Origin of the sequence: Cyanobium gracile UHCC 0139, assembly GCF_034931325.1 — a bacterium.
In the GTDB taxonomy this organism is placed as follows: Bacteria; Cyanobacteriota; Cyanobacteriia; order PCC-6307; family Cyanobiaceae; genus Cyanobium; species Cyanobium gracile_B.
Window position 1 is genome coordinate 125858 of the sequence record NZ_JAYGHX010000005.1, and the last position, 26926, is coordinate 152783.

Sequence of the window (26926 nt, forward strand, 5' to 3'; positions counted from 1 at the left end):
GAGCGATAGGTTCCCTCGGATTCGCCCAGCCGGTTTGCCCGCCCTGCCCCGCCCCCAGCGCCGCCGGTTGCTGCTGATCACCCTGTTCCTGGGCCTGGCCCTGTTCGCCTGGCAGCTGGGCACGACGGGTCTGGTGGATGAGACACCGCCCCTGTTCGCGGCCTCGGCGCGGGCCATGGCGGAGACGGGTGACTGGCTGATCCCCCGGGTCAACGGCCTGCCCCGCTACGACAAGCCACCTCTGGTGTACTGGCTGATGGGGCTCGTCTACGCCCTCCCCGGCCAGCCGCACTGGAATCCCCTGGGGACCTGGGCGGCCCGTTTCCCCTCCGCCCTGGCCGCCATCGGCGTGATGCTGGCCCTGGTGGACACCCTGCTGCGCTGGCCCCAGCCACCGTTCCAAGTCTCCGCCGCTCCCCCCGCCCCATCCCCGCCGGCGCCGGAGCGTCCGGGCCTGACGGCCCTCACCGCCGCCCTCGCCTTCGGCCTCTCGCCCCTGGTGCTCGCCTGGGGGCGCACGGCGGTGAGCGATTCCCTGTTCAGCGGCCTGGTGGCCCTGGCGCTGCTGCTCTGCTGGCAGGCCTACGCCGACCCGACCCGGCGCTGGTGGCTGCCATGGCCCGTGCTCGGGCTGGCCGTGCTGGCCAAAGGCCCGGTGGCGGTGGTGCTCCTGGGCCTCACTCTGCTGCTGTTCGGCTGGCTCCAGGCCGATATCGCCGGGCTGTGGCGGCGGCTGCGGCCGCTGCGGGGACTGGCCCTGACTGCCCTGGTGGCGGCCCCCTGGTACCTGCTGGCCCTGCACAGCGAGGGTCGGCCGTTCTGGGACAGCTTCTTCGGTTACCACAACCTCCAGCGCTTCACCGAAGTGGTGAACCGCCATCTGCAGCCGTGGTGGTTCTTCGTGCCGGTGATGCTGGTGGCCAGCCTGCCCGTTTCCCCACTGCTGCTCGTCGGCCTGGCCCGGGCGATCGGCCCGCTGCGCCGCTCCTGGTGCCCCACCTGGCCCCAGCTCCCCGCCGCCTCCCTGGCCCGCTTCGCCGCCTGCTGGCTGCTGGCGGTGCTGCTGTTCTTCACCGCCGCCGCCACCAAGCTGCCGAGCTACTGGCTGCCGGCCACCCCCGCCGCCGCCCTGCTGATCGCCCTGACGGCCCAGACGGGCTGGTCCGGAGCAGATGGTTGGCCCTGGGAGCGCTGGGCCTGGGGCCTCAGCCTGCTGCTGGTGAGCGGGCTGGGACTGGCGTTCCTGGCGGCGCCCCTCTGGCTGCCGCTGATCCAGGACCCGGAGATGCCGACGCTGGCGGCGGAGCTGCGGGGCAGTCCCCTGGTGCCGGTGGTGGCCGCCTGCTGGCTGCTGGCCGCCCTGCTGGGCTGGAGCACCCGGCGTCGCCGCCCGCCCCTGCGCCTGCTGGCCCTGCAGCTGCCCCTGGTGGTGTTCGTGCCCACGGCCCTGCTGCCGCTGTGGAGCGTGGGCGATCGCCTCCGGGGTGAGCCCGTGCGGCGCATGGCGGCGGCCCTGCAGCGCGAGGGCCGACCGGGGGAACCCGTGGCGATGGTGGGTGTGCTCAAGCCCTCCCTGCACTACTACAGCCGGCGGGTGGTGATCTACGAGGGCATCGGCGTGGAGGGTCCCCTCAACCTGGCGGAGCGCCTGAGGCGGGAGCGCCGGGCGGGCCAGCGGCCCAGCACGCCGGAGGAGCAGCCCAGCGTGCTGGTGGTGATCGATCAGACCACCGCCCGTGCCCCGTTCTGGCGCCATCTGGGTGCCAGCGAACTCGACAACGCCGGTGTCTACCGGCTGTGGCGCCTCGACCGCCGCCGCCTCGAAGAGGCCGTGGCCGTGCTGCGCCTCAAGGGCTTCGCGCCCGACTGGCAGGACCCCCGGCCGGAGCGTTACTGAGCTGCCGGCAGGTGGATGTGGAAGCGGCTCCCCACCGCGATCTCGCTGTCGACGTCGATGGAGCCCCCCATCGCTTCCACCAGCAGCTTCACCACCGACAGGCCGAGGCCCGAGCCCCGTTCGTGCTCGATGGCGTTGCGGCCCCGGTGGAAGCGATCGAACACCTTGGGGATGTCCTCCGGGGGGATGCCGATCCCCTGGTCACGGACGCTGATGCAGAGTTCGGCGTCGTTCCTGGTGAGCTCCAGGCTGATCGGTCGACCCGGCGGGGAGTATTTGTCGGCGTTCTCGATCAGGTTGAGCAGCACCTGCTGGAGGCGATCGGTTTCGGCCACCGCCCGGATCGGCCCCTCAGCAGCCTCCTCGGGAAGGGTGAGCAGCAGGGGGCGTGACAACTGACTGCGGGCGAGGTCGCAGGCGGTGGTGAGCACCTCATCCACCGCCACCGGGGCCAGCACCATCTGCAGCTGGCCCGACTCGCTGCGGGAAAGATCCAGCAGATCGTTGAGCATGCGGGTGATGCGATGGGTCTCGGCCTCGGTGGTGGCGAGGGCGCGCATCTGCTCGGGGTCCAGGTTCTGGCCGCGGCGCTGCAGGCGGCGCAGGTAGCCGCCGATGATCATCAATGGGTTGCGCAGTTCATGGGAGACGAGCCCCACGAAGTGCCGCTGCTGGCTCCAGGCCAGGGCCAGCCGGTCGAGCAGGCCGTTGAAGGACTGGGCCAGCTCCTCCACCTCCAGGGGCGCCTTCTCCAGCTTGAGATGGCTGCTGGCCAGGCTTTCGCTGGTGACGCCGGCCGCCATGCGATGGAGATCCCGCAGCGGCTGGAGCAGCCGGCGGGTGAACACCGAGATCGCCACCAGGGTGAGCACCAGGCTCAGGATCCACACCACGGCCAGCCCCAGCAGCATGCTGCGCAGGCTGGCGACATTGGTGCTGATGTCCTCGGCGACCCAGAGCTGGCTGCCCTCGGGGGAACGGTGCAGGGTGTAGGTGAGGTAGCTGTTGCCCTCCGGATCCTTGACCAGGCGGCGATCCGTGCCGATCAGCAGGGGCGTGAAGGATCGGAGCGACCAGGCGTTGCCGTGCGCCGTCATCGCCTGTCCGACCAGGCGGGGAAGGGCCACCAGCTCGCCGACGACCGGCCCGGGCAGCAGCAGGGCGCCATCCCCGCGCTGCACCCAGAAGAATCGCTCCCGGCCACTGCGGCGCTCCAGCTCCCCGCGGAGCTGGGCGGCGTGGGTGGCGGACGGATCGGCGACGAGCCGATCGAGCGCGTCGGCCAGGGAACCCGCCTCCAGCCGTTGATCATGGTTCTGGTGATGCAGCAGGCAGTCCCGGTTGATGGCGAGGGTGAAGGCGGAGGCGGCGCTGAACCCCAGGAAGACCGAGGTGAAGGCCGCGAGCCGGAGCTGGCCCAGAAGGCTGCCGAAGAGCTGGTGACGCCAGCCACGGGGAGGGGCCCCGGGCAGGGGGGCCATCGGTGGGTTGGTCGTCACAGGTGGCGGTTCTCGCTCCTCATGGGCAGGAGCCGTTCCAGCAGGTCGGGCAGCCTGTCGAGAAGTTCGTGCTTGAGCACGTAGTCGTCGGCGCCGGCCTCCTGCGCCTGGCGGCGCCGCTCCGGGTCGTTCAGGGAGGTGAAGATGACCACCGGCACGGTGCAGCCCCGGCTGCGCAGCAGCCGCAGGCATTCGATGCCGTCGCAGTCGGGCATCTGCACGTCGAGGATGACAAGATCGATCCCCCCCTCGGCCAGCATCGTCTCAAGGCCATGGCCGTTGGTCAGCGCCACCACCTCGCAGCCGGAGTCCGCCAGCTCCTCGGCCACCATGGCCCGGATGTGGGGGTCATCATCGACGATCGAGACGGTGGGCCGCGCGGTGATGGGCCCGTCAGAGCCGCTCACGACCTGGGTGGCGATGGGGACGACCGCCTGCTGTACCGAACGTCCCTGGAGGGGGAGGGGGGAGTTCATCGCACCTGGAACCTGGCCTCATCTTGACGCGATCCGCGCCGATCGGCAGTGCCGGGAGGGAGCCGGAGCCTGCGGTCAGACCGCCACCGGCTGCGGACTGAGTTCGCCGTAGAGCCGCTCCAGGGCGTCGATGTTGCCGGTGAGGGTGTAACGCTCCAGGGCCCGTTGGCGGGCCCGGCGTCCCAGCTCGGCCGTGAGCACCGGCTGGTCCCGCAGCACCGGCAGGAGGGTGCGCAGCTGGGTGGTGACGCCCTGGGTGCTGATCACGATGCCGGCCCCCCCCTCCAGCACCTCCCCGTCGGCACCGGCATCGGTGGCCACGCAGGCGGTGCCGCAGGCCATGGCCTCCAGCAGGGCCAGGGAGAGCCCCTCCACCAGGGACGGCAGCAGGAACACCTCGGCCAGCTGCAGCAGCGCCACCCGACGGGCCCGGCTGGCCTCGTAGCCCCACCAGATCACATCAGACTCCGTGCCGCTCTGCAGCGAGGAGCGCAGCGGCCCGTCTCCCACGATCACCAGCACGCAGCCCTGGGGACGCACCAGCCGCCAGGCCTTCAGCAGGGCCTCGACGTTCTTCTCGGTGGCCACCCGCCCCATGTAGAGGAAGACGCGCCGGCCGCCCACCCGGAGCCGCAGCTGGGCCAGATCGGGCTCGCGGCCAGGGGCGGCCGGCGCCCAGGTGTCGGTGTCGACCCCGTTGGGGATCACCGCCAGCCGCTCGCGCCGCACCCCCAGGCGCACCAGCACCTCGGCCTGCAGCTCGGAGAACACGATCACCCGGTCGAATTTCGCCAGGGAGGGGGCGTAGAGCTGGTAGGTGAGCTGCTGGGTGCCGGCGGTGAGGTTCCGCAGCCCGGCGTCGAAGGGGGGATGGAAGGTGGCGACCAGGGGCAGCCCCAGCTGCTGGCAGAGGTCGGGCAGCCGGAAGTCAAGGGGAGAGAGGGTGAGGCTGGCGTGCACCAGGTCGGGGCGCAGCCGCTCCAGGGACTCCCGCAATTCCCGCTGGGCCCCCGGGGAGGGGATCGTGTACACCTGCGACTTCACCAGATAGGGCAGGGCCACCTCGGGGTTGGCCTCCGGCCCCCCCGGCGGATCCAGTTCGCCGGCCCCTGCTTCCGGCCGGCCCAGGGAGGGGGTGGGCGTGTCGAAGTGAATGAAACTCACCGCGTGGCCGCGCTGCCGCAGGGCTTCGGTGGTGCTAAGGCCGTAGGTGACGTTGCCGCAGAACGGAGATTTCTTGCCCAGCCAGGCAATGTGCATCACCTGTATGGCCCCACGCAACAGCGGAATGTAGCAGCGCTGGGCGGACGCTCAGCTGCGGCGCCAGGGGCGTTCACTCAGGGCGGCGATCGCCGCGATCGCCGCCAGCCCCCAGAGCACCGGCAGCAGCCCGTAGCGGCTCACCACGGTGCCCGCCAGCACCAGGGGCAGGCTGAGGGCGATGTTGATCAGGTTGTTCTGCAGGCCGAACACCCGTCCGCGCTGGTTTTCCGGGGTGTCCTCCTGGATGGTGGTCTGGGCGGGGATCGCCAGCAGGGCGGCGCCCACCCCAAGCAGGCCGCAGAGCAGCAGGGTGAACACCAGGTTGCCCCGCAGCTGGCCCAGCAGCACCAGGCACCAGGCGATGGTCCCGAGGCCTGCGCTGGCCAGCCCGCGGCGGCTGAAGCGTTCACCCAGCTGGGCCATGGCCAGGGCCCCCAGGGCCAGCCCCAGCCCGCTCATCGCCAGCAGCACGCCGAAGCGGGTGGGACCGAGCCCGCCGATCGCCGCCGCCAGGCTGATGGCCAGCACGTAGAGGGCCGCCAGCAGGCTGTAGAGCAGGACCAGCTGGAGCATGGCGCTGCGCACGTTGGGCCGCTCCCGCAGCACCTGCACCCCTTCTCCGATCTCCTCCCAGACGGAGATCGAGCGCGGCACCCGCGGCGGTTCGGGGATCACGATTCCGGCGATGGCCACGGCCGCTGCGCCGTAGCAGAGCGGCAGCAGCACGAACTCCCCCCCGGGGATCCCCACCTGGGCCAGAAGCGTGCGCAGCAGCCGCAGGATCGGGTCGCCGAGGGCGAAACCGACGATCGTGGCGGCCATGCTGGTGGCCTGGTACACCGAATTGGCGGCGAGCAGCTGCGGGTTGCTCACCAGCAGCGGGATGGCCGCCTGCTCCGCCGGGGCGAAGAACTGGGTGAGCACCGACTCGCAGAAGGTCATGGCCACCAGGGCCCAGTAGCCCCAGCTCAGCCCCAGCCACATCGGTCCGGGCAGCAGGCACAGGGGGGCCAGCATCACCAGGGCGGCCCTCAGGCCATTGGAGGCCACCATCACGGTGCGCTTCGGCCAGCGGTCGGCCCAGACGCCCGCCACCGTCCCCAGCAGCATCGCCGGGACCGTGTTGGCCACGTAGATGCCGGTGGCCAGCAGGGTGATCATCTGGGCTCGGGTCTCGAAGCCCATCCGGAAGGCCGCGGCCGCCTCGGCCAGGGCCGCGTTGTTCTGCGGGGTGTCCGTCACCCAGTACTGGGCGATCAGAAACACCATCAGCACGATGTAGAACTTGTCCGCCAGCTGGGAGAACACCTGGCCGATCCAGAGTCGCCGGAATCCCGGCAGGGCCAGCACCCCGGCCACTCCCCTCTCGGTCTTGCCGCTCGGGCTCATGCTGGCTCGGACGGTTGGGAGGGCATGGGGTCGCAAGCGGTCCGCAGCAGTCTGAAGGCTCGCGGTCTCTGACCGAGGTGCTCGCCGCACCAGGCCTCCACCAGGTCGAGCAGGTGCAGCCACACCGCTTCCGGCCCCATCAGCCGGCCGTCCCGGCAGCGGGGTGGGGCGGGGCGCGTCAGCCGCTGCAGCAGGGCCAGCTCGGAGGGATTGAGCATCACCCGGGCTCCGGGCACCGCACCGATTGCCAGCCCCTCCCCCGGCAGCAGGCTGCAGCGCCAGGCCCAGTCGCCGATCGGCGGCAGCAGCGGGTCGCCGCTGCGGACGCACTCCTGCAGGGGCAGGGCGAAACCGCCCAGGGCCAGCAGGTGGACGCTGCCCTGCACGGCCACCGCCAGGGCCTCCACCCGCTCGGCACGCTCCGTCACCACCGCCTCCAGGCGCCCGAGCTGGAGAAGCAGATCGGCGAGCACCCCCGGGGCGGGCGTCTCGGCGGGCACAAGTTTCAGGCAGAGCTCGGCCAGCGCCTGGGCGGCAGCCAGGGTCTCCAGACGCTGGGCCAGGCCGCTGTAGTTGCGCAGCACCCGCAGCTGCCGCACCCGCCGCAGGCCGCTGCGGCCCCCCACCTGCAGCACCAGATGGGCCAGGGGCACCGCCGCCGCCAGGCTGCTCTTCGGCCGCCGCGCCCCCGGCACCGCCAGCCGGGTCAGGCCTTCGCTCTCGCTCAGCAGGGTGAGCAGCCGGTCGTGCTCCCCCAGGGGGCGGCAGGTGAGGGCCAGGCCCTCCAGGTGCTGTTCAGGCACCGGTGCGCAGCGCCTGCATCAGGGCCACGCCCCGGCTCGTGCCCAGCCGGCCGGCACCGGCCGCCACCAGCGCCAGCGCCTGGTCGAGATCGGCGATGCCACCAGCGGCCTTCACCGCCGCCCGGCCCCTGGCCAGGGCCACCAGCCGGGCCACCTGCTCCGGCGTCACCGGTGGGCCAAAGCCGCTGCCGGTCTTGAGATGGCGCACACCGGCATCGATGCTGATCTCCACCAGCAGGTCCAGGGCCTCGGGGGCGAGGCGGCCCATCTCCAGGATCACCTTGACCGGCAGGCCCAGGTCGGTGATGGCCGCCAGATCGTCGAGCACGGCGCTGCCGTCGCCATCGGCCAGGGCGCCGAAGTCCGGGACCACGTCGAGTTCGTCGGCACCGGCGGCGGCGGCCCACTCCGCCTCGGCCCGCTTGATCGCCGCGGGGATGGCCCCGAAGGGGAACCCCACCACGGTGATCAGCTTCACCGGCCCGTCGACCGGCAGACGCTCGCGGGCCACCGGCAGCCAGCGGGAGGCCAGGCACACCCCGGCGAAGCCGAAGTGGCGGGCCTCATCACAGCAGCGGAGGATCGCCTCCCGGCCCTGGTGAGGGTCCAGCAGGGCGTGGTCGATCAGCGGGGCGAGGTCGGGCCGTTCGGTCTCCCGCTCAGGTGTCACGGGCCTGGATGACGCCGAATCCGCCATGGTTGCGGCGGTAGACCACCTGGATCTGGCCGGTGGCCGCATCGCGGAACATGTAGAAGTCGTGATCGATCAGATCCAGCTGATGCAGGGCCTCCTCCAGGTCCATCGCCGGCATGGCGAAGTATTTGCGACGCACGCCGCGGTGGGGCACAGCGGGTTCGAGGCCATCGGTGAGGGAGCCCCCGGGGTCGGGCAGGGTGGCGGCTCCGGCTTCCTCGGCGGCGGCGGAGCGGTGCACCGGACCCTGGCTGCGCTCCTGGAGCCGGTCCTTGTAGCGGGTCAGCTGGCGGCTCAGCTTGGTGGCCACCAGATCGATGCTGGCGTAAAGGTTCTCGCTGCGTTCCTGGGCCCGGATCACCACCCCGTTGGCGAAGACCGTGACTTCCGCCGTCTGCTGCGGCACACGGGGATTGCGGGCCACCGACAGATGCACGTCGGCTTCCTTGACGATGCCATCGAAATGGCTGATGGCGCGATTGAGCTTGGTTTCGGTGTACTCCCTGATCGCCGGTGTGACGTCGAGATTGCGGCCGTGGATCAGCAGTTTCATGCGGGTGCGCGCCTCCAGAGGAATTCTGGCTCTGGGACAACCTCAAGCTAGGAACGCCCCTGCATGGCCCCCAACACTCCCGCAATTCTTTTTGAAGCCCGTTCCCCGGTGCCCTTCCCGCTGGCCTGGGAGTGGCAGCGCCGTCTGCAGCGGCGCCGCCTCGACGATCCCGCCGCGCCGGATGCCCTGCTGCTGCTGCAGCACACCCCCTGCTACACCCTGGGCCGGGGGGCCAGCCTGGAGCACCTCGGCTTCGATCCGGCCCACCCGCCCCTGCCGTTGCACCGCATCGACCGGGGCGGCGAGGTGACCCACCACCTGCCCGGCCAGCTGGTGCTCTACCCGGTGCTCGACCTGCAGCGCCACGGCGGCGATCTGCACCTCTATCTGCGGGCCCTCGAGGACGTGGTGCTGGCCGTGTTGCAGGAGCTGGGGCTGGAGGGGGAGCGGATCGAAGGCCTCACCGGGGTCTGGCTCGAGGGCCGCAAGCTGGCGGCGATCGGGGTCGGAGCCCGGCGCTGGATCAGCCAGCACGGCCTGGCCCTGAACGTCGACTGCTCCCTGGAGGGCTTCGGAGCGATCGTCCCCTGCGGGCTCGCCGACCGGCCGGTGGGTCGGCTGGTGGACTGGCGACCCGCCCTCACCGCCGCCCAGGTGGCGCCGCTGCTGCTGGCGGCCTTCGCCCGCCGCTTCGGACTGGCCCTGCGGCCGCCGGGGCCACAGGAGGGACTGGCTGGCCTGGGGGAGGGGGAAGGCCGGTCGGGACTGGGAGAATCCTGATCTCCCGTTCGCCACGCCGGCCGCCCATGAACGCCAGAGCTGAGATCCACTGGGGCGGCAGCCCCCGCGACCGCCGTGCCCTCGACGGTCGCGCCGACTGGAGCCGGCTCGAGGGGATCGAGGGTCTCTGGCCGGAACTGGAGCGCCTGCATGGCCCCCGGGTGGCGCTGGAAGCCCCCCACGGCCGCCATCCGGAGACGCTGCGCTACACCGAACTGCGCCAGGCGATCGACCGGGCGGCGGCGGCCTTCGCCGACCTGGGGGTGGGGGCCGGTGATGTGGTGGCCCTGTTCGCGGAGAACGGTCCCCGCTGGCTGGTGGCCGACCAGGGACTGATGCGGGCCGGGGCGGCCGATGCCGTGCGTGGCAGTGCCGCACCGGCCGAGGAGCTGCGCTACATCCTCGAGGACGCCGGCGCGGTGGGGGCGGTGCTGGAGTCGGCCGCCCTGCTGGAGCGGCTGTCCCTCGACGGGCCAGCGCTGCGGCGGCTGCGCTTCATCGTGCTGCTGGAGGGGCAGGCCCCGGCCATTCCGCTGCCGATGCCCTGCCTCACCTGGGACGATCTGCTGCAGCGTGGCGCCGCCAGCCCCCTGCCGCCCGTCCCCGCGGGCGGACCCGGTCGGTTGGCCACGCTGCTCTACACCTCCGGCACGACCGGCCAGCCCAAGGGGGTGCCGCTCAGCCACGCCAACTTGCTGCACCAGCTGCGCACGCTGGGGGTGGCGGTGTCGCCGAGCCCCGGCGATCACGTGCTCTCCGTGCTGCCGATCTGGCATGCCTACGAACGCACCGCCGAGTACTTCCTGCTCAGCTGCGGCTGCCGCCAGACCTACACCACCCTCAAGCAGCTGCGCTCCGACCTGCAGAACGTCCGGCCCCAGTACCTGATCAGCGTGCCGCGGCTGTGGGAGGCGCTGCTCTCCGGCTTCGAGGATGCCCTGGCGGCCATGCCCGCCTCCCGCCAGCGGCTGCTGCGCCGGGCCCTCGGCGTCAGCCGGGCCTTCCACCGGCGGCGGCGGACGGCCCTGGATCTCACGCTCAAGCCGGTAGGGGCGGCCGACCGGCTCCTGGCCGCCGGCGGCGCCCTGCTGCTCTGGCCGCTGCATGGGGCGGCCGGCGCCCTGCTGTGGCCGAAGGTGCGCGCCCAGCTGGTGGGGGGGCGTCTGCGCACCGCCATCAGCGGCGGCGGGGCCCTGGCCATTCACGTGGACGGCTTCTTCGAGGCCGTCGGCATCGAGCTGCTGGTGGGGTACGGCCTCACCGAGACCAGCCCGGTGCTGGCCTGCCGCCGGCCCTGGAGCAACCGCCGCGGCAGTGCCGGCCAGCCCCTGCCGGACACCGCCCTGAAGGTGGTGGACCCCGCCACCAGGACCCCGCTCCCGGTCGGTGAGCGGGGGCTGGTGCTGGCCCGGGGGCCCCAGGTGATGGGGGGATACCACAACAAGCCGGAGGCCACGGCGAAGGTGCTGGATGGCGAGGGATGGTTCGACACCGGTGACCTGGGCCTGCTGCTGGCCGATGGAACCCTGGTGCTGACCGGCCGCGCCAAGGACACGATCGTGCTCAGCAGCGGCGAGAACATCGAGCCCGGTCCCCTGGAGGAGGCCCTGGTGGCCTCACCGCTGGTGGAGCAGGTGATGCTGGTGGGCCAGGACCGCAAGCAGCTCGGAGCCCTGGTGGTGCCCAAGCCGGAGGCGCTCCAGGGGTTCGCTGCGGCGGCGAATCTCCCCTGCCTCGAGCCCGGAGACCCGCTTTCCGACGCCGATCCGGCCCTGCTGCGGGCCCTCTGCCGCGAGTGCAATCGCCTGCTGGCGGCCCGGCCGGGCTCCAGGGCCGATGAGCGGCTCGGTGGCGTTGCCCTGGTGGAGCCCTTCAGCATCGACAACGGCCTGCTCACCCAGACCCTCAAGCAGCGCCGCGATCGCATCGCCGACCGTGACCGCAGCGTCATTGCCGCGCTCTACGGCGAGAGCTGAACCCATGGTTGACCGGATCCCCCGTCGCCTGACAGCCTGATCCCTGCACCTGAAGTCCCATGGCCGACGGCAACAGCCTCAACATCAAGCGATCGATCACGGTGCGTGCCGTTGTGACGCCGCGCTGGAAGGAGGATGCCGAGCGGGAGCTCAGCAATGCACTCACCAACTTCGACCAGCAGCTGGCCCAACTGGAGCAGGAGGGCCAGCGGCTGATCGAGGAGATCCGCCGTCAGAGCATCAACCCCCTGGATCCCCGGGTGCAGGAGCAGGTGGGTTCGGTCCAGCAGCAGGTGGCCGCCAAGCGCGCTGAGTTCGAGGAGCAGAAACGCCAGGTGCTGGAGCAGCAGCGCCAGGTGCGGGAACTGGAGATGGAGCAGGTGGTGGAGCAGGGGCAGATCGAAAGCTTCTGCGATGTCCAGGTGGGCGACAACCTGGTGCAGAAGCTGCAGGTGGCGGTGCTGGTGAGGGACGGGGTGATTGAGGCGATCGAGGGGGGCTGAGCCTCCCGCCGCCTAAAATCCCCCCCATCACAGAGGCAGTCCCCCGTTGGCCACCCACGAAATCTTCATGCCGGCCCTCAGCTCCACCATGACGGAGGGCAAGATCGTGGAGTGGCTCAAGAAACCCGGCGAGCGGGTCGAGCGGGGCGAGTCGGTGCTCGTGGTCGAGTCCGACAAGGCGGACATGGATGTGGAGGCCTTTCAGGAGGGCTTCCTGGCCGCCGTGCTGATGGAGGCGGGCAGCACCGCTCCGGTGGGTGAGACGATCGGCCTGATCGTGGAGAGCGAGGCGGAAATCGCGGCGGCCAGGGCCGCGGCACCGGCTCCAGCTGCGGCGGCCCCCGCTCCGGCGGCCCCTGCGGCGCCCGCACCCGCTCCAGCTGCGGCGGCCCCCACCCCAGCTACGGCCGCGCCCGCCCCGGCCCCCGTGGCCGCACCTGCCCCGGCGCCGGTGGCGGTTACCGCTGCCGCCACTGACGGCCGGGTGGTGGCCACCCCCCGGGCCCGCAAGCTGGCGGCCCAGCTGGGTGTGGCCCTGGCCTCCGTGCGGGGCAGCGGCCCCAACGGCCGTATCCAGGCCGAGGACGTGGAGCAGGCCACCGGCCAGCCGGTGAGCGTGCCCCGGGTGGCCGAAGGCACCGCCCCGGCCATGGCCGCCCCCGCCGGCAACGGGGCGGCCGTCGCCCCCGCCGCCCCCGCTGGCCAGGCCTTCGGCCGCGCCGGTGAGACGGTGGCCTTCAACACCCTGCAGCAGGCGGTTGTCCGCAACATGAACGCCAGCCTGGCGGTCCCCTGCTTCCACGTCGGCTACACGATCACCACCGACCGGCTCGACGCCTTCTACAAGCAGGTGAAGGCCAAGGGCGTCACGATGACGGCCCTGCTGGCCAAGGCCGTGGGCGTCACCCTGGCCCGCCACCCCCAGGTGAATGCTTCCGCCAGCGACGCGGGCATGGCCTACCCGGCCTCCGTCAACGTGGCCGTGGCCGTCGCCATGGACGACGGCGGCCTGATCACCCCGGTGCTGGCCGCCGCCGACCGCACCGATCTCTACTCCCTTTCGCGCAACTGGGCCGATCTGGTGGCCCGCTCCCGCTCCAAGCAGCTCAAGCCGGAGGAGTACACCACCGGCACCTTCACCCTCTCCAACCTGGGCATGTTCGGTGTCGATCGCTTCGACGCGATCCTGCCCCCGGGCACCGGTGCGATCCTGGCGGTCGCCGCCTCCAGGCCCGTGGTGGCCGCCCTCAAGGACGGTTCGATCGCCGTGCGGCGCCAGATGCAGGTGAACCTCACCGCCGATCACCGGGTCATCTACGGCACCCACGCCGCCGCCTTCCTCAAGGATCTCGCCGACCTGATCGAGAACCGGCCCGAAAGCCTGGCCCTCTAGGGCGCCTCCCTTTCGCTTGGCTACCTCCGCCGTGCCGGATCCCGCCGACCTGCGTCTGTCCAGCTACGACTTCGCCCTGCCGCAGGAGCGGATCGCCCAGCGGCCTGTGGAGCCCCGTCATGCCGCGCGGCTGCTGGTGGTGGATCCGGCGGGGGCCGGGCCTTCCCCCCAGGCCCGCCATCTCAGCGCCTGGGATCTGCAGCACGAGCTCAGGCCCGGCGACCTGCTGGTGGTGAACGACACCCGGGTGCTGCGGGCCCGGCTGAAGGCGCGGCGGCCCGGCGGCGGTGCGGTGGAGTTGCTGGTGCTTGAGCCCTGGCCGGGCGGGTCGGGCCAGTGGCTGTGCCTGGCGAGGCCCGCCAAGAAGCTGCGGCCCGGTGACCGCCTGGAGGTGGTGGCCGAGGGCCAGCCGCCCCTGGCCGTTGCGGTGGTGGGCAGCGATGCCTCCACCGGCGGCCGCATCGTGCAGTTCCCGCCGGACTGCGCCGATGCGGCCGCCCTCGAGCCCCTGCTGGTGCAGTACGGCGCCATTCCCCTGCCGCCCTACATCCACGAACACGACGCCAGCGACAACGAGCGCTACCAGACCCGCTACGCCGCCCGTCCCGGCGCCGTGGCCGCCCCCACCGCCGGCCTGCACCTCAGCGATGAGCTGCTCTCTGCGATCCGGGAGCGGGGTGTCGGGGTGGCCACCACCACCCTGCATGTGGGCCTGGGCACGTTCCGGCCGATCGAAACGGAAGACCTGGGCGCTCTGGAGCTCCACAGCGAATGGGTGGACGTGAGCCCGGCGCTGGTGGAGGCGGTGGCGGCCTGCCGGGCGGCCGGCGGCCGGGTGATCGCCATCGGCACCACCTCGGTGCGCAGCCTGGAGGCCGTGGCCCAGCTGCATGGCGGCGAGCTCCGCCCCCACACCGGCCCGGTGAACCTGGTGATCCAGCCCGGCTACCGCTTCGCCGTGGTGCAGGGCCTGCTCACCAACTTCCACCTCCCCAGGAGCTCGCTGCTGCTGCTGGTGAGTGCCCTGATCGGCCGCGAACGCCTGCTGGCTCTCTACGCCGAGGCGATCGAGCGCCAGTACCGCTTCTTCTCCTACGGCGATGCCATGTGGATCGCTCCGGAGGCGGTGCTGCCAGCGGCCAGGCCAGCCTGAAAAAAAAAAGCCCCCGGGGATCCCCGGGGGCTGGTGCTTGGAGCCGGAGCCTGATCAGGCGGCGGCCAGGTTGGCGGCCACGAAGTCCCAGTTGACCAGCTTGTCGAGGTAGGTGGTCATGTAGTCGGGACGGCGGTTCTGGTAGTCGAGGTAGTAGGCGTGCTCCCACACATCCATGGTGAGCAGGGCCTTCTGACCATGGGCCAGGGGCAGATCGGCGTTGGCGGTCTTGGTGATCTTCAGGGTGCCGCCATCGAGCACGAGCCAGGCCCAGCCGCTGCCGAACTGGGTGGCACCGGCGGCCTTGAACTGCTCCACGAAGGCCTCGTAGCTGCCGAAGTCGGCGGTGATCTTTTCGGCCAGGGCACCGGTGGGGGCGCCGCCGCCGCCGGGCTTCATGCACTGCCAGTAAAAGCTGTGGTTCCAGACCTGGGCGGCGTTGTTGAAGACGCCCGCCTTGGAGGCGTCACCGGCCACCGCCAGGATCACCTCTTCGAGGCTCTTGCCCTCGAGGTCGCCGCCCTCGATCGCCTTGTTCAGGTTGGTGACGTAGGCGGCGTGGTGCTTGCCGTGGTGGAACTCCAGGGTCTGGCGGGAGATGTGGGGCTCGAGTGCGTCGAGGCCGAAGGGCAGTTCGGGCAGCTGGTGAGCCATGGGAAACGGTTCGGGTTACGCGGCATTGTAACGATCGTCACCCGAATCCTGGCTTCCCGGGGCCCGGCCTCAGCCCTTGATCTGCAGCAGCTCCACCTCGAACACCAGGGTGGCGTTTGGGGGGATCACCCCGCCGGCGCCACGTTCGCCGTAAGCCAGATCGGGTGGGATGACCAGCTTGCGCTTGCCCCCCACCTTCATCCCCGCCACGCCCTCGTCCCAGCCCCGGATCACCCGGCCGGCGCCGAGGGGGAAGGAGAAGGGGCCGCGGCCGTAGCTGCTGTCGAATTCCTTGCCGTTGGTGAGGGTGCCGCGGTAGTTGACCACCACGGTCTGGCCGCTCCTGGCTTCGTCGCCTTCCCCCAGGGCCAGGTCGGTGATGCGCAGGCCGCTGGGGGTGGTGCGCTCGGTGGGGGAGACGAGCTCGCCGCCCAGGGCCGCAGCACCGCTGGAGGCCAGGTCGGCACTGGAGGAATCGGGGGCCATGGTGAACAGGGTGGGGTTGGGGACGTCGGGGTCCAGTTCGAGGGGGGCCGCCACGGCCTGTCTGGCCACCGGTGCGGTGGCGGGATTGGCCTGTGGCGCGGTGGCCGGGCCGGAACGGGCCAGGGCCTGCTGAACGCCGGCCTCGGCGGGGGCCGGTGCGGCGGCCTCCACCTGGGAGGGCGCCACCAGCTGGCTGACGAAGGCCAGCATCAGACAGGCCACGCAGACCATCGAGCTGATCAGGATGTCGCGCATGCGGAAGGACCCGGATGGGGGGATTCTGCCAGTGCGATCAGTCGTTCCCTTCGCCGCTGTTCTGGCGCTGGCGCAGGGACTGCTCAAGCCGATCGATGCGGCCGCGCAGCTCGTCCAGTTCCCGCTGCCGGGCCAGGCCCAGGTCCTGCAGCAGCTGGTCGCGGTTGCGCTCCAGTTGGCGTTCCGCCTGCTGCTCCACCTCCGGCGTCTCACCCCGCAGGGCGCGCATGACGTCCTCCACCAGGGCGGAGGCGTGGCTGGGGTCGAGGCGGCCGCTGCTCACCCATTCCTGGCTGACGTACTTGAGCCGGTCGGCCACCAGCGAGGTGGTGCCGAGGCCGCGCAGCAGCAGCATCTGCAGCAGATTGCCCTGGTCCATGAAAGAGGTTTCCTTGGGGAAACGGCGTCACTCTTCCCTGACCTTGGCGCCTCCCGGGCCCGGCGACCATGGGCAATGACCGGCGTGCCGGTTGGGTCGCCGCCGCCGCCGCTGGACTGCTGGCAGGGGCGGCCCTGCCGCCGCTGGGCTGGCCGTGGCTGCTCTGGCCCGCCGTGGCCGTGCTCTGGGGGCTGGTGGCGCCGACGGCCGGGTCGGGATGGGGCGCCGCCAGGGCCGGCGGCTGGTGGGGCCTGAGCGCGGTGCTGGTGAGCCACCGCTGGCTGCTCTGGCTCCATCCCCTCGACTGGATCGGAGTGCCGGGTCCCCTGAGCCTGCCGATCTGTCTGGCCCTGTGGCTGGCCTGTGGCCTGGCGGGCGGAGCCCTGGTGGGGACCTGGGGCTGGCTGGTGTGGCGCCTGGATGGCCGTCGCCCCAGCACGGCCGTGCTCATGGCGGCGTTGTGGGGGATCGTCGAGGTGACGCTGTCGCGGGGCCCCCTGTTCTGGATGGGGCTGGGTGTTTCCGCCCTGCCCGGCGACCGGGCCCTGGCCGGTCTGGCCACGATCGGGGGGGCGGGGATGCTGGCCGCCGTTCAGCTCCTGATCGGTTGGGGGCTGTGGCGCAGCCTCACGACATCCGCCCGGCGAGGGCGCGCCCTCGGCGTCACCCTGGCCCTGGTGCTGGCCGCCCATCTGTTCGGGATGGCACGGCTGGCCGACGGCCCCAGCGCGGACGGGCCGATGGAGCGCTGGCTGGTGCTGCAGCCGGCCACACCCACCCGCCAGAAGTTCCTGCCCGAGCAACGGCAGCGGCTGCTGCGCCAGCTGGCCGCTGCCCAGGAACAGGCCCGGCTTTCCGCTGCTACGCCGGCAGAGGTCACGGGGCTGTTGCTGCCTGAGGGGGCGCTGGCCCTGGGCCAGCCCCTGCCCCAGCCGGCGACCGTGGAGGTCCTCAGTGGAGGCTTCCGCGTCGAGGGCCTCGAGCAGCGCAGCAGCGTCCTGCGGTTCGCCCCGGACGAGCAGAGGCCCAGCAGCTGGATCGACAAGCACCGGGTGGTGCCGCTCGGGGAGTGGGTGCCGCTGGCCGGTCTGTGGCGCTGGAGCGGACTGTCGGCGGTCGGGGGGATCGAACCCGGTGCGGCGTCCCGGCTGCTGGAGCGGCCGGGCGGGCCGGTGGGGGTGGCCATCTGCTACGAGATCTCCGATGGCGTCGCCCTGGCCGCCGCCAGCCGGGAGGGGGCCAGCTGGCTGCTGGCGACGGCCAATCTGGATCCCTACCCGTTGCTGCTTCAGGGGCAGTTCCGGGCGCTGGCCCAGCTGCGGGCGATCGAGACCGGCCGCTGGCTGATCAGTGCGGCGAATACCGGCCCCAGCCTGGTGGTGGATGCCCGCGGCCGGCTGGTGCGGCAGTTGCCGCCGGGACGTGCGATCGCTGCCGTTCTCCCGGTGCGGCAGCGCTCGGTCCTCACCCCCTATGACCGCTGGGGGGAGGCACCGCTGCTGGGGATCGCGGCCTTGGCCGGCCTCCGGCGCTGGCAGGCCTGAGGGCCTCCGGCCTGCCGCTGAATTCAGGCCGCCTGGGCGGCGGCGCGCTCCAGATAGAGGGTCTGGGTGGGATAGGCGAAGGCGATGGCCTGCTCCTCGAACCGCCGCAGGATGCCGAGGTTGATCTTCTGCTGCAGGTCGAGATACAGCTCCATGTCGCCATCGGGGACGAAGAACACGAACTCGAATTCCAGGGCGCTGTCGGCGAAGCCGGTGAAGTGGCAGCGGTCGAATTCGGCGGGGGGATGCTCGGCGATGACCCTGGCCACGAGCTCGGGGATGGCGGCCACCTTCTCCACGGGTGTCTGGTAGACCACGCCGATGGTATGGGCCACGCGCCGCCGCGGCAGGTCTCCGAAGTTGCGGATGGTCTGGACAAGCAACTCCTCGTTGCTGATCACGATCCGCTCACCGCTCAGGCTGCGGATGATCGAGGAGCGCAGCCCCACCCGTTCCACCGGCCCGAGCACGTCGCCGAACACGATGAAGTCGCCGATGCGGAAGGGCTCGTCCAGCAGGATCGTGATGTAGTTGATGAAGTTGGTGAACGGGCCCCGCAGCGCCAGGCCGAGGCCGATGCCGGCACCGGCCAGGGAGGCGTAGACCGCGCCCAGTTCCACCCCCTGGTTCTGGAGGAACACCAGGGCGCCGATGATCCAGAGGATCGTGCGGATCATGGGGGCCAGCCCATCGAGGGTGGCCAGCTGTTCATCGCGGCCCAGCCGATGCATGGTCCGGTTGAGCAGCAGCAGAAGCGTTCTGTTGACCAGCCGCACCACCAGCAGGAGCGCTACCAGAAAAACGGCAGCGCTCACGAATCGGTGCGGTCCCTGCTCGAACGACAGGCCGTCCCAGCCCCTGACGACGGTCTGCCAGCCCCAGAAGAACATGGCCAGATACCCGAGGGGGGCGACGGTGCCGAGCACCAGCCGCAGCAGGGTGTCGTCGGTGCTGCTGGCGGTGCGGCGGGTGATCCGCGACAGGATGCGCCCCAGCAGCGACGTGGCCAGCCAGACGGCGGCTGATCCCGCCAGGAACTGGATCGTGGCCGTGAGGAACGTGACGCCGAGGCTCGTCATGGGTTCTTGAGCGGCTCGGAACACCATTGCACAGGCGGTCGGTGTACCGACGCGCCTCAGGCGTCCTCGTCCTGTGGTGGTGGGGACAGGCGCGCGATCAGGGCGGCGGTGATCTCGGCGGGAAGGGCCACCTCGATCCGTTCGTTGCGCAGGTGCAGATCCCGCTGCGGGAACGGGATCGTCAGCTCGTGACGGCGCAGCATCGCTTCGATGCGGAAGTTGAGTTCACTGCGGATCTCGTACTGACGCCGGGGCTGGCTGATCCAGACCAGCAGCAGAAAGTCCAGGGAACTCTCTCCGAAGCCGGTGAAGAACACCCACGGGGGCGGTGCCGCGAGGATGTCGGGGAAGCCCTCGCAGGCGTCCAGCAGGGCCTGGCGCACCAGCTGGCAATCGGAGCCGTAGGCCACTCCCACAGGAATCCTGAGGCGCGAGATCGGACTGCCGTGGCTCCAGTTGACAACGCGGGATTCGAGAAACTCCGCATTGGGAACAATGATCGAAATGCGGTCGAGGGTCACCACCTCGGTGCTGCGCAGATTGACACGAGTCACGGTGCCCTGAAGGTCGCCCACCTCGACGAAATCATTCACCTGGATGGGCCGCTCGAACATGATGATCAGGCCGCTGATCAGATTCTTGGCGATGCCCTGCAGCCCCAGGCCGACCCCCACCCCCAGGACGCTGGCGAAGAGGGCGAGGGAGGTGAGATTGAGGCCCCACAGCTGCAGCAGGACGAGCGTGCCGAGGAACAGCAGTCCGTACTGAAGGATGAAGGCGATCGCTTCCTGGGAACCGGGCTCGATGCCCGTGCGCTGCAGCACGCGGATGCGGAGCATCCCCGTCAGGAACGCCACCAAGCGCACCAGCACCAGGAAGAGCGCCACCAGGATGACGGCGTCCAGCACCGAATAGCTGCGTCCCCCCAGGGGCAGGAACGGGGATCCCAGGCTCTCGGTGACCGCATCGAACAGGCGGCCGATCAGCAACCGGGTGACGGGGAAGAAGCCGGCGATCACCCGGACCGCCGCCACCCAGATCCCGAACCGCAGCACCACCAGCACCCCATGCAGCAGCCAGTCCATGCCCCGCAGCGGCCGGACAGTGCCGGGCTCGCTGGCCAGCGGCTGGGTCAGGGCCGAAGGCAGGAACCGTTGCCACAGCCGCAGCAGCAGCCGCTGCACAAGGAACGCCAGCCCCAGGATGCCAAGGGACACGGGAATCATCCGGGCCACGTAGGCGGGCTGACGCTGGGCCCGTCCACGGGCGATGGCCGACGCGATGGTCCGGCGCCACAGTTCGGCCTGTTGCCCGACGGCCATGCTCTCGGGTGTGTCGCGGCGGGTGACCGTGAGGATCACGTCGCCATCGAGGGTGATCACGGGCAGGTTGTTCAGCTCCCTGACGCCGATCGTTCCCGGCTGCGTCGACGCCACCACGTCCTGCAGCAGCCGGTTGGCCCGCTCCACCCGCTGCCTGGCCGTGTAGTCCTTCGAGGCGGTGACCTCGAACAGCCGGTGGCCATCCAGCTCCACTGTCGCCGGAATCTCCGGCCTGGCCTGGGCCCTGGCGCCGTGGAGCGGTAATACCACCAGCAGGATCGCCAGGGCCGCCAGAACCAACAGGCGGCCTCGGGAGCGAACGCCGAGGCCGACCCGTGGCCATCGGCGTGTCGACAGGATGGGCTGGATGGGCATGGGGGCGGGGGTTGCGACCAGCTTGACGCCGATCCGTTCACCCGTCGTGCCGGGTGGCGGCCTGCCCGTCAGGCGGGCGGTAGGACGTCAGGTGAGGGCCGGCTGGGAGCTCTGGCCGACCGTACGGGGCACCAGGATCTTGCGAAGGCCCGCACGCCCCGTCCCGTCGGCGAACTCTCCCCAGGCCTCCAGGCCGGCCCCGTTCCGCTCGAGGACCGTGCCGCCGCCATCCTCCACATCGTCCAGGGGTTCGAGCAGATCAAGCACGGCCTGGCGCACCCCCGAGAGGCGACGCTCCAGCTTCTGGCGTGCCAGCCGCTCCTGCTCCAGGTCCTGCAGCAGCGACAGACGCTGCCGTTCGGCGGCTTCCTGGAGCTCGGCTTCCCGGGCAGCAGCGGCCTGGGCGGCCTCCTGCAGGCGCTGCGCCAGGGCCTCCTCGCGCAGCCGGTCCCGCTCCCGCTCAGCCTCCTCCAGGGCGGCCTGCTCCGCTTCGGCGATGGCCAGCTGCTGACGGATGGCTTCGTGGAAGCGCACCAGCTCCGCTTCGGCCTGGCGCCGGCCCTCGAGGGCTTCAGCAAGCTCGGCTTCGAGCCGTTCCCGTTCCAGCCGGGCCTCCTGCCGCTCGGCTGCCACCTCATGGGCCTTGGCGGCGGCAGCGGCCTCCAGGTGGCGGCGGAAGCGGCGCTCCTGCTCCAGCTCCTCGCGCAGGGCGTCAAGTTCGCCCGTGGTGGTGGCGATCAGGCTCTGGGCCTGGGCGGTGAGGGCCTCGACCGCCTGGTTGAAGGAGGATGACATCGGCGTGCGGGGGGAAGGACGCTGGCTTTGCTCTAAGTCTGCGCGGGGCGGCCTGTCGGTAGCGAAGCGCTCCACCCCCGGTGGGGAGCCGCTCGCCTCAGCCGGCGTCGATGCGGGAACGGCGCAGCAGCAACGAAGGCGCGATGCCGTAGTGGCGTCGAAAGCTGGCGGCGAACGAGGACATCTGCACGAAGCCATGGCGGCGGGCGATGGTGGCCACGGTTTCGCCGGGCTGGGCCCGCTGCAGATCGCGGTGCACCGCCTCCAGTCGCTGCCGCTTCACCCACTGCATGGGGCTGCAGCCGAACCGCCTCTGGAACAGATACTGCAGGTTGCGCAGGGAGTAGGCACTGCGCCGACTGAGCTCGGACACGGTGATCGGGACGTGCAGATGGGCCCGGATCCATTCCAGGAGTTCGTCGAAGGGGCGATCCCGATGGGCCTCAGGGAGAGCGCCGTCGATCCCCCGGATCGTTTCCGGGCAGACCAGGGCGGCCACCAGGCGGTAGAGCAGATCCTCGAGCTGGGGGGCCGCGAGTCCACCCACCGGCCCCAGCAGCGGCGCGTCCAGCATCTGCAGCGCAAGGTGGAGGTGGCGGAGGAGCTCGGCCTGCCGGCCCGAGGGGCTGCCATCCACCACCTGGGCGGATTCGAAGCGGGGCAGGTGCCGGCGGGGATCCCGAGCGGTGCCCTCGAGCAGGGAAGCCGTGGCGGCCAGACGCCCACGATCGAGGCAGATCATCACCTCCTCGAAGGTTCCGGTGCTGGCCGTGAAGGCCGCGCCGGGCAGGTAGGCCGCCATCGGCCCCCCCTGCAGCCGCAGCGTCTGCCCATCCGTTTCCACCCGGGCCTCCCCCGACAGCGGCAGGGTCAGGGTGGCGAGGTCGGCGTCGTCGAAGCCGATCTCGAGGGGGGAGTGGCGGCTGCAGGACACCGCCACGCCGCCGACATGGATCACCCCGCTGCGATGGAAGAAGCCGTGGGCCTGGGGTCCCTCCAGGAAGGCGTTGAGGGGGAAGGTCTGAGCCACCCGGCCCAGCAGGGCGTCGGGGTCCCTCACGTCCACCGCCCGGGACTCCAGCAGGGTCAGCGGGATCGTGCTGGTGGGATCACTGGTGGATTTTCTGGTGGATTTGCTCGTGGTTTCAGCGGGCTGGATCACGGCGCCGTGAACACCATGGCCCAAGGTTAAGGCCGGCCAGGCGTCGAAGGAGGACCGCCTCGGCCGTCACTCGTTGACGATCGAGGCCGTGACCTCGACCGAGGCATCGCCGCACTGCACGATCCGGCCGGTGGGATTGGCCACCAGGCTGCCGAGCACGAGCTGGGGATCCGACGGACGGATCTGGCCCGGCTGGAGGTTCATGCAGATGATCGTGGTGATCCTGGGATTCTGGGTGGGGGTGAGGAAGGCGACCCCCACATAGGCATTCAGCTGCCCCACCTTGGGCGACTGGGCCGGAATCACATAGCTGTAGGCCGCTTCGGTGGTGGTGCGGACGGCGTAGTTGAAGGAGGCCGGCAGGGTGATGCCGAAATCCTGCTGGATGTTCGCGACCGTGGCCCGGAAGGCACCGTTCTTCTGGTAGTAGGTGCGCTGTGCCTCCATCATCCGGGCCACGGCGTTCAGCGCCGCCGCCTGATCAGGGCTGGCCTGCGGCTGCGCCCCGGCCCCGGGGCAGACCATGGCGAGGCCGAGGCCCACGGTGGCGAGCAATGCCGGGCTGGCATGGCGGCGAAGGGGGGAGGCCATGGGCGGGTTTCCGATCGTCTGACGCGCCACCGTGCCACGTGGCCCGCCATTCCTGACAGGATTGGCGCCGCACATTTGCGCCACTGCGACAGTCTTGCCGTCCTGCGTTCAACGGCGGCCCCAGGGCCGATGGTGGCGACGATGCGTTGGGCGAATCCGTTGTGCCAACGAGTGTGTCGAAGGTGATCGATGCGACCCCGAACCGCTCTTTCTCGCCCCCAAAATGCGGACCATGAGCCATCCGCAGGGCCCAGCGAATCGTGCTCTTCCGATCTGTGTTTGTTCAAATCGTTGCCCGTGCATCGTCCTGAGGCCTGGGGCTTGCCGGTGCTGGCCGGCCTGCTGATCCTGGCCCTGGGGATGGGCGTGGTGCTGCTCTGGTCTGCCCCCGCCCGGGCGGCAGACCGCTGTCCGCCGTCGATGGCGCCGATCCCCGGCGGCCGCTACCGGATCGGGGCGGCGGGCCGCCTGCCGGAGGAGGCGGAGGCGACCGTACGGCTGCAGCCCTTCTGCATCGGCCGCACGGAGGTGACCAACCGCGCCTTCGCCACCTTCGTGGCCGCCACCGGATACCGGACCCAGGCGGAGCAGCCCCTGCCCCGGGAGCAGTTCCCGGAACTCTCCGCCGCCGAGCGCCGCCCGGGGTCGGTGGTGTTCCTGCCCCCCTCACCCGGAGAGCCCCTGGAGGAGCTCGGCTGGTGGCACTGGGTGCCCGGCGCCGACTGGCGCCATCCCGAGGGCCCAGGCAGTTCCATCGACGACCGGCTCGACCATCCGGTGGTGCAGGTGTCGCTGGCGGATGCCGAGGCCTACGCGGCCTGGGCCGGCGCGGCCGTGCCCAGTGAGGCCCAGTGGGAGTTCGCCGCCCGGGGCGGGCTGAAGGATCGGGCCTTCAGCTGGGGCGACACCTGGAAGCCCGGCCAGGCCAACACCTGGCAGGGGGACTTCCCGCTCAGCAACACCGCTGAGGACGGCTACACCGGCACCGCCCCGGTGGGCCGCTTTCCCGCCAACGGCTATGGACTCCAGGACATGACCGGCAATGTCTGGGAGTGGACGGCGGACTGGTATCTCCCTGGTCACGATCGCCTCGCCGGCCAGGACGATCCTCTGCTGGCCGACCGCGCCGCCAGCAGCGATCCGCGGGAGCCCGGGGTGGCCAAGCACGTCATCAAGGGGGGCTCCTTCCTGTGCGCCCCGAACTACTGCAGCCGCTACCGGCCGGCGGCGCGGGAGGCCGAAAGCCCCGACACCGGCACTTCCCACATCGGCTTCCGTCTCGCTTCCCCTCTGCTGACCACCCATGGCTGAACGACTGATCCAGGCCCTTTCCGCCGCGACCGCTCGTCTGGCCCGCTTCTTCGGCGTCGCCGGCCCCTCGGGCCTCGGCCGGCGGCTGCTCCTGGTGGCCCTGGCCCTGGCTCTGGTGGGCTGGCAGGCGGGCTGGATGCCGGCGGTGGCCCAGCGCATCACCGGCACCCCGGGATCCCCCAATGCCACCACCACGATTCCCGGCACCCAGCTGCCGGCCCCGGCGCCCCCTTTCGGCGGGGTGATCAGGGATGGTGCCCTGCAGTCCAAGCCGTGGTGGGCGTCGCGGATCGTGCCACCGCAGAGCGCCCCCAACGTGCTGCTGATCATCACCGACGACGCCGGTTTTGGCGTGCCTAGCACCTTCGGCGGCGTGATCCCCACGCCGGCGATGGACCGCATCGCCCGTGAGGGACTCCGCTACAACCGCATGTTCTCGACGGCGTTGTGCTCCCCCACCCGTGCCGCCCTGATCACTGGCCGCAACCACCACTCCGCCGGCTTCGGGGTGATCGCGGAACAGTCGACGGGCTTCCCCGGCTACAACAGCATCATCGAGCGGGACAAGGCCACGATCGGCCGCCTGCTCAAGGACAACGGCTATTCGACGGCGTGGTTCGGCAAGGATCACAACGTGCCCGCCTTCCAGGCCAGCCAGAGCGGGCCGTTCGACCAGTGGCCCACCGGCATGGGCTTCGACTACTTCTACGGCTTCGTGGGTGGGGACGCCAACCAGTGGCAGCCCAACCTGTTCCGCAACACCACCCAGATCTATCCCTTCGAAGGCAAGGATCCCGGCAGCTGGAACCTGGTGACGGCGATGGCCGATGACGCCATCGACTACATGGCGCGGATGCACCAGATCAACCCCAGCAAGCCGCTGTTCATCAAGTACGCCCCCGGCGCCACCCACGCGCCCCACCACCCCACCAAGGAGTGGGTGGAGAAGATTCATGCCATGCATCTGTTCGATGACGGCTACGAGAAGCTGAGGGAGCGCATCTTCGCCAATCAGAAGAAACTCGGCGTGATCTCCAAAGACGCCAAGCTGGACCCCTGGCCCGCCGATGTGATCACTCCCTGGGACCAGCTGAGCCCGGAGGCCCAGAAACTGTTCATCCGCCAGGTGGAGGTGTTCGCCGCCTATGCGGCCTACAGCGATGACGAAATCGGCCGGGTGATCCAGCAGTTCGAGGACCTCGGCAGGCTCGACAACACGCTGATCGTCTACATCAACGGCGATAACGGCACCAGCGCCGAGGGCGGGCCCCTGGGCACCCCCAACGAGGTGGCCTTCTTCAACGGCCTCAACAAGCTGCCGGTCGAGGTGCAGATGAAGTTCTACGACGTCTGGGGCACCGATCTCACCTACAACCACATGTCGGCGGGCTGGAGCTGGGCCTTCGACACCCCGTTCAGCTGGTTCAAGCAGAACGCCTCCCGTCTGGGTGGCGTGAACCAGAACATGGTGGTGTCGTGGCCGGCGCGGATCAAGGACAAGGGCGGCCTGCGGGAGCAGTTCGTGCACGTGATCGACGTGGTGCCCACGATCCTCGAGGCGGCCGGCCTCCAGGCCCCCGAGGTGGTGGATGGCATCCCCCAGAAGCCGATCGAGGGCACCAGCTTCGTGTACACGTTCGACAGCAAGAATGCCAAGGTTCCCTCGCGGCACGAGCGGCAGTACTTCGAGATGATGGGTCAGTGGGCCCTCTACGACAGGGGCTGGCTGCTGAGCACCAAGGTGAACCGGGCACCGTGGGACGCCTTCGGCCCGGCCAATCCCGACCCGCTCAACAACCAGGTGCTGGAGCTCTACAACCTCAACGAGGATTTCAGCCAGACCACCGACCTGGCGGCCCGGAATCCGCAGAAGGTGAAGGAGATGAAGCAGGCCTTCATCGCCGAAGCGAACAAATACCAGGTGTTCCCGCTCGATGCCTCGGTGGCGGCGCGGATCGTGGCCCCCAGGCCCAACATCACCGCCGGACGCACCGAGTTCGTCTACACCCATCCGATGGTGGGCCTGCCCCAGGGCGCTTCGCCCCTGCTGCTCAACACCTCCTACAGCGTCACCGCCGATATCGATGTGCCGGCCGGCGGCGCCGAGGGCATGCTGCTCACCTCCGGCGGCCGCTTCGGCGGCTACGGCTTCTACCTGAAGAACAGCAAGCCCGTCTGGGTCTGGAACATGGTGGATCTGGAGCGCCTCAAGTGGGAGGGCACCGAGCCCCTCACCCCCGGCAAGCACAAGGTTGAATTCGATTTCGTCTACGACGGCAAGGGGGCCGGCACCCTTGCCTTCAACGACTTCAGCGGCGTCGGCCGCCCTGGCACCGGCACCCTCAAGGTGGATGGCAAGGCGGTGGCCACCAAAACCATGGCCAAGACCCTGCCGATGATCCTGCAGTGGGACGAAAGCTTCGACATCGGCTCCGACACCCTCACCGGCGTCAACGACGCCGACTACCAGCCGCCGTTCCGCTTCACCGGCACGCTCAACAAGCTCACGATCAAGCTGGATCGGCCCAAGCTGTCGCCGGAAGAGATCAGGAACCTGGAGGCGGCCATGCGCACCAAGGCGGCCAGTGAGTGAC

At 70.6% G+C, this 26926-nt stretch carries 24 protein-coding genes; 9 read left to right on the plus strand and 15 right to left on the minus strand.

What is annotated here, in order from left to right; all coding sequences use genetic code 11:
• Positions 1 to 34: 34 nt before the first annotated feature.
• The gene (locus VB738_RS09790) at positions 35 to 1897 is read left to right on the plus strand and encodes a glycosyltransferase family 39 protein (protein WP_323305567.1); all 1863 of its coding nucleotides are present in this window, start codon (positions 35 to 37) and stop codon (positions 1895 to 1897) included.
• Here the strand turns inward: VB738_RS09790 and VB738_RS09795 are convergent.
• From VB738_RS09795 to hpf, 7 genes are all read right to left on the minus strand, one after another.
• Complete coding sequence (locus VB738_RS09795; RefSeq protein ID WP_323305568.1) at positions 1891 to 3378, minus strand: HAMP domain-containing sensor histidine kinase; 1488 nt, start codon at positions 3376 to 3378, stop codon at positions 1891 to 1893. The two genes, VB738_RS09790 and VB738_RS09795, sit on opposite strands and share 7 nt — an antisense overlap.
• A 14-nt stretch (positions 3379 to 3392) precedes the next feature.
• A complete protein-coding gene (locus VB738_RS09800) occupies positions 3393 to 3872 on the minus strand; it encodes a response regulator (RefSeq protein ID WP_323305569.1) in 480 nt (159 codons plus the stop codon).
• A 75-nt stretch (positions 3873 to 3947) separates the two neighbouring features.
• Positions 3948 to 5135, minus strand: coding sequence for a glycosyltransferase family 4 protein (locus VB738_RS09805; protein WP_323305570.1), 1188 nt, complete (start codon positions 5133 to 5135; stop codon positions 3948 to 3950).
• A 48-nt stretch (positions 5136 to 5183) separates the two neighbouring features.
• Entirely contained in the window at positions 5184 to 6524 is a 1341-nt protein-coding gene (locus VB738_RS09810) for an MFS transporter (protein ID WP_323305571.1), read from the minus strand.
• Positions 6521 to 7327, minus strand: coding sequence for a DNA repair protein RecO (recO, locus tag VB738_RS09815; RefSeq protein ID WP_323305572.1), 807 nt, complete (start codon positions 7325 to 7327; stop codon positions 6521 to 6523). Before recO ends, VB738_RS09810 begins: the two co-directional genes overlap by 4 nt.
• Positions 7320 to 8024: a deoxyribose-phosphate aldolase gene (gene deoC / locus VB738_RS09820; RefSeq protein ID WP_323305573.1), complete on the minus strand. Its 705-nt coding sequence runs from the start codon at positions 8022 to 8024 to the stop codon at positions 7320 to 7322. Before deoC ends, recO begins: the two co-directional genes overlap by 8 nt.
• Positions 7987 to 8574, minus strand: a complete 588-nt coding sequence (gene hpf, locus VB738_RS09825; protein WP_323305574.1) for a ribosome hibernation-promoting factor, HPF/YfiA family — start codon at positions 8572 to 8574, stop codon at positions 7987 to 7989. Before hpf ends, deoC begins: the two co-directional genes overlap by 38 nt.
• Before the next feature lie 63 nt (positions 8575 to 8637).
• On the opposite strand from hpf, the gene lipB reads away from it, so the two are divergent.
• Genes lipB through queA form a run of 5 tightly spaced genes read left to right on the plus strand, consistent with a single transcriptional unit; the run spans position 8638 to position 14379 of the window.
• On the plus strand, positions 8638 to 9354 hold the full coding sequence (lipB, locus tag VB738_RS09830) for a lipoyl(octanoyl) transferase LipB (RefSeq protein WP_323305575.1): 717 nt from the start codon (positions 8638 to 8640) through the stop codon (positions 9352 to 9354).
• Between the two features lie 26 nt (positions 9355 to 9380).
• The gene (locus tag VB738_RS09835; protein ID WP_323305576.1) at positions 9381 to 11330 is read left to right on the plus strand and encodes an AMP-binding protein; all 1950 of its coding nucleotides are present in this window, start codon (positions 9381 to 9383) and stop codon (positions 11328 to 11330) included.
• A gap of 59 nt (positions 11331 to 11389) precedes the next feature.
• On the plus strand, positions 11390 to 11833 hold the full coding sequence (locus VB738_RS09840; protein WP_323305577.1) for a YlqD family protein: 444 nt from the start codon (positions 11390 to 11392) through the stop codon (positions 11831 to 11833).
• Positions 11834 to 11879: 46 nt separating this feature from the next.
• Positions 11880 to 13226 carry a dihydrolipoamide acetyltransferase family protein gene (locus tag VB738_RS09845; RefSeq protein WP_323305578.1) on the plus strand — a complete coding sequence of 449 codons (1347 nt, stop codon included), beginning with the start codon at positions 11880 to 11882 and terminating at the stop codon, positions 13224 to 13226.
• Between the two features lie 31 nt (positions 13227 to 13257).
• Positions 13258 to 14379: a tRNA preQ1(34) S-adenosylmethionine ribosyltransferase-isomerase QueA gene (gene queA, locus VB738_RS09850; RefSeq protein WP_323305682.1), complete on the plus strand. Its 1122-nt coding sequence runs from the start codon at positions 13258 to 13260 to the stop codon at positions 14377 to 14379.
• Between the two features lie 54 nt (positions 14380 to 14433).
• Here queA and VB738_RS09855 read toward each other — a convergent pair whose 3' ends face one another.
• The 3 genes from VB738_RS09855 to VB738_RS09865 all read right to left on the minus strand — a co-directional run bounded on the left by VB738_RS09855 (position 14434) and on the right by VB738_RS09865 (position 16153).
• Positions 14434 to 15033, minus strand: a complete 600-nt coding sequence (locus tag VB738_RS09855) for a superoxide dismutase (RefSeq protein WP_323305579.1) — start codon at positions 15031 to 15033, stop codon at positions 14434 to 14436.
• Between the two features lie 69 nt (positions 15034 to 15102).
• The gene (locus tag VB738_RS09860) at positions 15103 to 15774 is read right to left on the minus strand and encodes an FKBP-type peptidyl-prolyl cis-trans isomerase (protein WP_323305580.1); all 672 of its coding nucleotides are present in this window, start codon (positions 15772 to 15774) and stop codon (positions 15103 to 15105) included.
• A 37-nt stretch (positions 15775 to 15811) separates the two neighbouring features.
• Positions 15812 to 16153, minus strand: a complete 342-nt coding sequence (locus VB738_RS09865; protein WP_323305581.1) for a hypothetical protein — start codon at positions 16151 to 16153, stop codon at positions 15812 to 15814.
• A gap of 68 nt (positions 16154 to 16221) precedes the next feature.
• Here VB738_RS09865 and VB738_RS09870 point away from each other — a divergent pair, with 68 nt between their 5' ends.
• Positions 16222 to 17697 carry an apolipoprotein N-acyltransferase gene (locus VB738_RS09870; protein ID WP_323305582.1) on the plus strand — a complete coding sequence of 492 codons (1476 nt, stop codon included), beginning with the start codon at positions 16222 to 16224 and terminating at the stop codon, positions 17695 to 17697.
• A 23-nt stretch (positions 17698 to 17720) separates the two neighbouring features.
• Here the strand turns inward: VB738_RS09870 and VB738_RS09875 are convergent, their stop codons facing one another.
• The 5 genes from VB738_RS09875 to VB738_RS09895 all read right to left on the minus strand — a co-directional run bounded on the left by VB738_RS09875 (position 17721) and on the right by VB738_RS09895 (position 23021).
• Positions 17721 to 18776, minus strand: coding sequence for a mechanosensitive ion channel family protein (locus VB738_RS09875; protein ID WP_323305583.1), 1056 nt, complete (start codon positions 18774 to 18776; stop codon positions 17721 to 17723).
• 56 nt (positions 18777 to 18832) lie between these two features.
• Entirely contained in the window at positions 18833 to 20398 is a 1566-nt protein-coding gene (locus VB738_RS09880; RefSeq protein WP_323305584.1) for a mechanosensitive ion channel family protein, read from the minus strand.
• 162 nt (positions 20399 to 20560) lie between these two features.
• Positions 20561 to 21268, minus strand: coding sequence for a hypothetical protein (locus tag VB738_RS09885; RefSeq protein ID WP_323305585.1), 708 nt, complete (start codon positions 21266 to 21268; stop codon positions 20561 to 20563).
• Positions 21269 to 21365: 97 nt separating this feature from the next.
• Positions 21366 to 22430: an AraC family transcriptional regulator gene (locus VB738_RS09890; protein ID WP_323305586.1), complete on the minus strand. Its 1065-nt coding sequence runs from the start codon at positions 22428 to 22430 to the stop codon at positions 21366 to 21368.
• Between the two features lie 66 nt (positions 22431 to 22496).
• Positions 22497 to 23021 carry a type IV pilin-like G/H family protein gene (locus tag VB738_RS09895; protein ID WP_323305587.1) on the minus strand — a complete coding sequence of 175 codons (525 nt, stop codon included), beginning with the start codon at positions 23019 to 23021 and terminating at the stop codon, positions 22497 to 22499.
• A gap of 360 nt (positions 23022 to 23381) precedes the next feature.
• Between VB738_RS09895 and VB738_RS09900 the strand changes: the two genes are divergently transcribed.
• Both VB738_RS09900 and VB738_RS09905 read left to right on the plus strand, forming a co-directional pair.
• A complete protein-coding gene (locus tag VB738_RS09900; protein ID WP_416233172.1) occupies positions 23382 to 24332 on the plus strand; it encodes a formylglycine-generating enzyme family protein in 951 nt (316 codons plus the stop codon).
• Complete coding sequence (locus VB738_RS09905) at positions 24325 to 26925, plus strand: arylsulfatase (protein WP_323305588.1); 2601 nt, start codon at positions 24325 to 24327, stop codon at positions 26923 to 26925. The genes VB738_RS09900 and VB738_RS09905 overlap by 8 nt, the downstream gene beginning before the upstream one ends.
• Position 26926: the final 1 nt, after the last annotated feature.

Excerpts from the sequence above, each read along its gene's own strand:
- VB738_RS09795 (WP_323305568.1), bottom strand. The coding sequence starts at position 3,378 with ATGGCCCCCCTGCCCGGGGCCCCTCCCCGTGGCTGGCGTCACCAGCTC.
- VB738_RS09800 (WP_323305569.1), bottom strand. The coding sequence starts at position 3,872 with ATGAACTCCCCCCTCCCCCTCCAGGGACGTTCGGTACAGCAGGCGGTC.
- VB738_RS09810 (WP_323305571.1), bottom strand. The coding sequence starts at position 6,524 with ATGAGCCCGAGCGGCAAGACCGAGAGGGGAGTGGCCGGGGTGCTGGCC.
- deoC (WP_323305573.1), bottom strand. The coding sequence starts at position 8,024 with ATGGCGGATTCGGCGTCATCCAGGCCCGTGACACCTGAGCGGGAGACC.
- hpf (WP_323305574.1), bottom strand. The coding sequence starts at position 8,574 with ATGAAACTGCTGATCCACGGCCGCAATCTCGACGTCACACCGGCGATC.
- lipB (WP_323305575.1), top strand. The coding sequence starts at position 8,638 with ATGGCCCCCAACACTCCCGCAATTCTTTTTGAAGCCCGTTCCCCGGTG.
- VB738_RS09835 (WP_323305576.1), top strand. The coding sequence starts at position 9,381 with ATGAACGCCAGAGCTGAGATCCACTGGGGCGGCAGCCCCCGCGACCGC.
- VB738_RS09840 (WP_323305577.1), top strand. The coding sequence starts at position 11,390 with ATGGCCGACGGCAACAGCCTCAACATCAAGCGATCGATCACGGTGCGT.
- VB738_RS09855 (WP_323305579.1), bottom strand. The coding sequence starts at position 15,033 with ATGGCTCACCAGCTGCCCGAACTGCCCTTCGGCCTCGACGCACTCGAG.
- VB738_RS09860 (WP_323305580.1), bottom strand. The coding sequence starts at position 15,774 with ATGCGCGACATCCTGATCAGCTCGATGGTCTGCGTGGCCTGTCTGATG.
- VB738_RS09865 (WP_323305581.1), bottom strand. The coding sequence starts at position 16,153 with ATGGACCAGGGCAATCTGCTGCAGATGCTGCTGCTGCGCGGCCTCGGC.
- VB738_RS09870 (WP_323305582.1), top strand. The coding sequence starts at position 16,222 with ATGGGCAATGACCGGCGTGCCGGTTGGGTCGCCGCCGCCGCCGCTGGA.
- VB738_RS09875 (WP_323305583.1), bottom strand. The coding sequence starts at position 18,776 with ATGACGAGCCTCGGCGTCACGTTCCTCACGGCCACGATCCAGTTCCTG.
- VB738_RS09885 (WP_323305585.1), bottom strand. The coding sequence starts at position 21,268 with ATGTCATCCTCCTTCAACCAGGCGGTCGAGGCCCTCACCGCCCAGGCC.
- VB738_RS09895 (WP_323305587.1), bottom strand. The coding sequence starts at position 23,021 with ATGGCCTCCCCCCTTCGCCGCCATGCCAGCCCGGCATTGCTCGCCACC.
- VB738_RS09900 (WP_416233172.1), top strand. The coding sequence starts at position 23,382 with ATGGGCGTGGTGCTGCTCTGGTCTGCCCCCGCCCGGGCGGCAGACCGC.
- VB738_RS09905 (WP_323305588.1), top strand. The coding sequence starts at position 24,325 with ATGGCTGAACGACTGATCCAGGCCCTTTCCGCCGCGACCGCTCGTCTG.